The organism is Petrotoga halophila DSM 16923 (genome assembly GCF_002924615.1).
The window spans coordinates 1-4,098 of sequence record NZ_JALY01000077.1; the positions used below are offsets into that span (position 1 = coordinate 1).

General features: G+C 33.5%; 2 protein-coding genes and 1 pseudogene. 1 reads left to right on the forward strand and 2 read right to left on the reverse strand.

What is annotated here, in order from left to right:
* Positions 1–749 (forward strand): annotated as a pseudogene (locus AA81_RS03420) (maltodextrin glycosyltransferase); the annotation flags it as partial.
* Positions 750–769: 20 nt separating this feature from the next.
* On the opposite strand, the gene AA81_RS03425 reads toward AA81_RS03420, so the two are convergent.
* Together AA81_RS03425 and AA81_RS03430 are read right to left on the reverse strand one after the other, a co-directional pair.
* On the reverse strand, positions 770–2,908 hold the full coding sequence (locus tag AA81_RS03425) for an RNA degradosome polyphosphate kinase (protein WP_103898202.1): 2,139 nt from the start codon (positions 2,906–2,908) through the stop codon (positions 770–772).
* Positions 2,909–2,922: 14 nt separating this feature from the next.
* Positions 2,923–4,098: HD domain-containing protein (locus AA81_RS03430; RefSeq protein ID WP_103898203.1), on the reverse strand; the 1,176-nt coding region annotated here is incomplete at its 5' end.

The window sequence follows — 4,098 nt, forward strand, 5'->3', positions numbered from 1 at the left end:
ACAACCATATAAAAGCTAAAAAAAGTGGTTATGATGGAATTTTGGGAAATTCATGGTGGGCTGAGCCAAGAATAAAAGAAGGCAAATTCAAAAAATTTATCTCAGAAATAGCACCGAAACTATCTTTACCTACATTTGCTACTGCAGAAACACCAGATACCCCAAGAGCGGTTACAAGAGAAGGTAAAGAAACTTTCTCAAAATTAACAGCGGTGGTAAATACTTTCATGCCAAACGGAATAACATTCATAAACTCTGGATATGAGCTTTTTGAACCTCAACCTATGAACACAGGCCTAGATGTAGAAGATCCCGTGGAAGAAAGATTTAAAAATTTACCTTCAACAGATCAATTTTATGGCAAACTTGCATTCTTTGATTGGTATGTCCTACACTGGGATACAGACCATCATATGGTGAAATTACTATCCTTATTAGGCACACTAAAAGAGGAAGTCAAAGATCTTTTGAAAAATCCTAACAATTACCGTTTTATTGATTTTTCTGATGATGCAAGTGCAATGTTTTGGTGGAACGGAGAAAAAGGAGTTGTCATACCTATCAATACCAACTTTCAAAATCCGTACTTCTTTGATATAGACCTTGGATATTATACCTGGAAAAGTGATCATAATATTCAAACAAAGTTGGAAAATTACAGAAGAGGAGAAAGCTCTTGGAATGTTCAGGATGCACATTTAAGAGTAACAATCAATCCAGGAGAAGCCAGAGTGTTCTTCATACATTAAAAAGGGCATTTAGCCCTTTTTTATTTTAATTTTGGAAAGTTAAACTTGTCTACTTCTTGCTTTTTTATAAATTTTCTAAACTTTTTCTTTGCTTCCTTCATCAGCTCTTCTTGAACTATAAACAATTTCGACTTTTTCCCCGTTGGTCTTTTATACTCTCCATTCGGTTGTAACTCTCTTGCTTTGAAATTATCTTTTAAATAAAGGTTCAATACATCTATCAATCGTTGCTTCAAATCTTCCTGCTCTATTGGTATCAAAGATTCAACCCTTCTATCCAGATTTCGAGGCATTAAATCGGCACTTGATATAAATAATTTAGGTAATCCGTTATTTTCAAAATAATATATTCTACTATGTTCTAAATACCTTCCTACGATACTTCTAACCGTTATGCCTTCACTAACACCTTTTATCCCTACTTTTAAAGCACATATCCCTCTAACGATTAAGTTAACCTTCACACCAGCCATGGATGCCTTATACAAGGCTTTTATTATAGATACATCTAGCAAGGAATTCACTTTTATTATTATTTTCCCTTTTCCACCTTTTTTAACTACATCTATTTCATTATCAATCCAGCGTAAAAAAGTTTCCCTCAAACTTGTAGGGGCAACTCCCAATTTTTTCCATGTTGGAGGTTTTGAATAACCCGTTAAGATGTTGAACAGTGCTGATACATCTTGAGCATAACTTTCCTTACAAGTAAAAAAATCTATATCTTCATATAATTTTGCAGTTATGTAATTGTAATTCCCTGTACTCATATGAACGTATCTCCTGATCCCACTTTCTTCTCTTCTAACAATCAACAATAGTTTTGCATGTACTTTTAATCCAACAAGCCCATAAACAACGTGGCAACCCGCTTTTTCCAACTCCTTAGCCCATTGGATATTATTTTCTTCATCAAATCTGGCTTTGACTTCTACCACAACGGTAACTTGCTTGCCGTTCTCTGCTGCTTTAATAAGATAATCTATGATTGGAGATGTTTTCCCAACTCGGTACAAAGTTTGTTTGATTGCCAACACTTGAGGATCTTCTGCCGCCTGCCTTAAAAAATCTATCACATGCTCAAAAGACTCATAAGGGCGGTGTAAAAGAACATCTTTTTCCCTAATTACCTTAAAGATATCCTCCTTGCCATAAAAGCTTGGGGAAGGTTGGGGAGAATAATACTCAAATTTTAAATGCTCATACCCTTCTAAATTAGCAATTTCCATAAGAGAACTCAAATCTAAAAGATTGGAAATCTCATAAATATTATCACTTCTTAAACTTAGCGCATTTACAAGGAAATCCCTCAGGTTCTTTCCCATATTTTTGGATATTTCTAATTTGACAGGAAAACCTGTTTTTCTTTCTTTAAGTGAACTTTCTATCTCAATTAACAAATCTCTAGCATCATCTTCGTCAATAGAAAGGTCTCCATCACGTGTGATTCTAAACTCAGAAATCTCAATTACTTTGTATCCGCTAAAAAATAAATCAGAATGCATTTTTAAAAGATCTTCAGTTAAAAATAAACATGTGCCATCCGTGCAGGGAATATTTATAAATCTTGGAAAAATCGTCGGTAAGGGTATAAAGGCAAATAACCTTTCCCCTTTTTCATCTTCTAACTCCACACCTAGATTTATGCCGCTACCAGGTAATATCGGAAATGGTCTACTTTGATCGACAGCCATGGGAGTTACTACGGGAAAAACCGTCGTTTGAAAATAATTATCTAAAAACTCTTTTTTTTCTTCATCAATCTCATTAACTTTGAGAACTTTGATGTTCTCCTTTCCTAAAGAAGGTAGTAGCTCACTTTCTAAACATTTATATTGCATTTCCACCATTTCATGGGTTTTTTGTGAGATCTTCATTAATTGATCTCTAGGAGTTAAGCCAGAAATATCCATTCCACCGAAACCAGCTTGAAGTTGTTCTTCCAAGCCAGCTACCCTTATCATGAAAAACTCTTCAAGATTGGATGAGGTTATGGAAAGAAATTTGACTCTTTCTAAAAGAGGATTTGCTGCATCATAAGCCTCTTCTAACACTCTAAAATTAAAGTCCAACCAACTTAGCTCTCTATTATTATAATATTTGTAATCGTTCAAATCTATTTTCTTTTCTTTAGTTTTGTTGCTACTAGTTTTTGCCATAAAATCTCATCCCTTTATACTTTTTTCAATAACTCTGGAAGTATTCCAAAAACTTCCAAAAAGAAATTATCCTTCCTTTTCAATGCCCACTCTTCTAACAAAGTTTCCTTTGGTGTATGAGTAGTTATAATCAGATGATTACCCTCTAAATTAACTTCAATATCTCCCAATTTGCTCTCATGAGCGACGTCTAAGGCATCTGCAAGCCTCAATATGGCAAGCATCTTTGTTATCAAAATCTTATCCGGTATGTTTTCCAATTGTGATGAATAATCATCAATCTCCAAATCTTGAGCGCTGTGGAAGTAAGCGATCCTTGATACAATGTCTAACTCTCTAGAAGTTAAACCTATGATCTCTGAGCCTTTAATTATGTTATACGAATGCAAATAATGTTTCTTAATATTTACATATTTTCCAATATCGTGTAAAATAGCAGCCACTTGCAAAAGGAGTCTATGTCTTTTGCTTAACTGATGGATCGGTTCTAAAACATCAAATAATTTTATCGCATATTTTTCTACCGTTTGACTGTGAGTCTCCTCATAGAAATATCTTTTACCTATATTTCTAGAAGAGATAATTGTACTCTTTTCCAATAAATTAAAAAATCTTCTATATTTTCTGCTCAACAACCGTTGAAATAACAAGCTCCTACTTAAATTAACCTTCGGAAAAACTAAAATATTTTCAGCTCCTGATACTTCTAAAAGTAATCGATAAAAAGCTAAAGCTGATAACAAAGAATTCGCTTTACTTTCAGAAATATCGTATTCTCTAGATAATTCGGTGGCATTCTTTGATTTCAAATTCTGAAAAAGTTTATCGAACTCCTCTTGGGGAATGTTTAATACTTCTTCTTCATTTTTTCCCAAAAGTCCAGCTAAAAACTCAATTTCATTGCCACAAGTTACAAAGGTTTTGATCTTTTTATTAATAAGCCAAACCTTTATAGGCTGATAAAATGTGTTTAAATACTCTCTGATTAAATTACTATAGTGTAATGTGTTTTCTTCCAAATCTCTGAGCATCTCTGAAACTTTAACAGAACCTATTTTTATATTTTGAGAACTATCAATCAAACCCTTAGAATACGTTGCTAAACCCATGCTTCCCGTTCCTATGTAAACAAATAAAACATCATCCCTTTTGTACTTTTTATATTTTTCAAAGTTCCTTATCAATTCCAT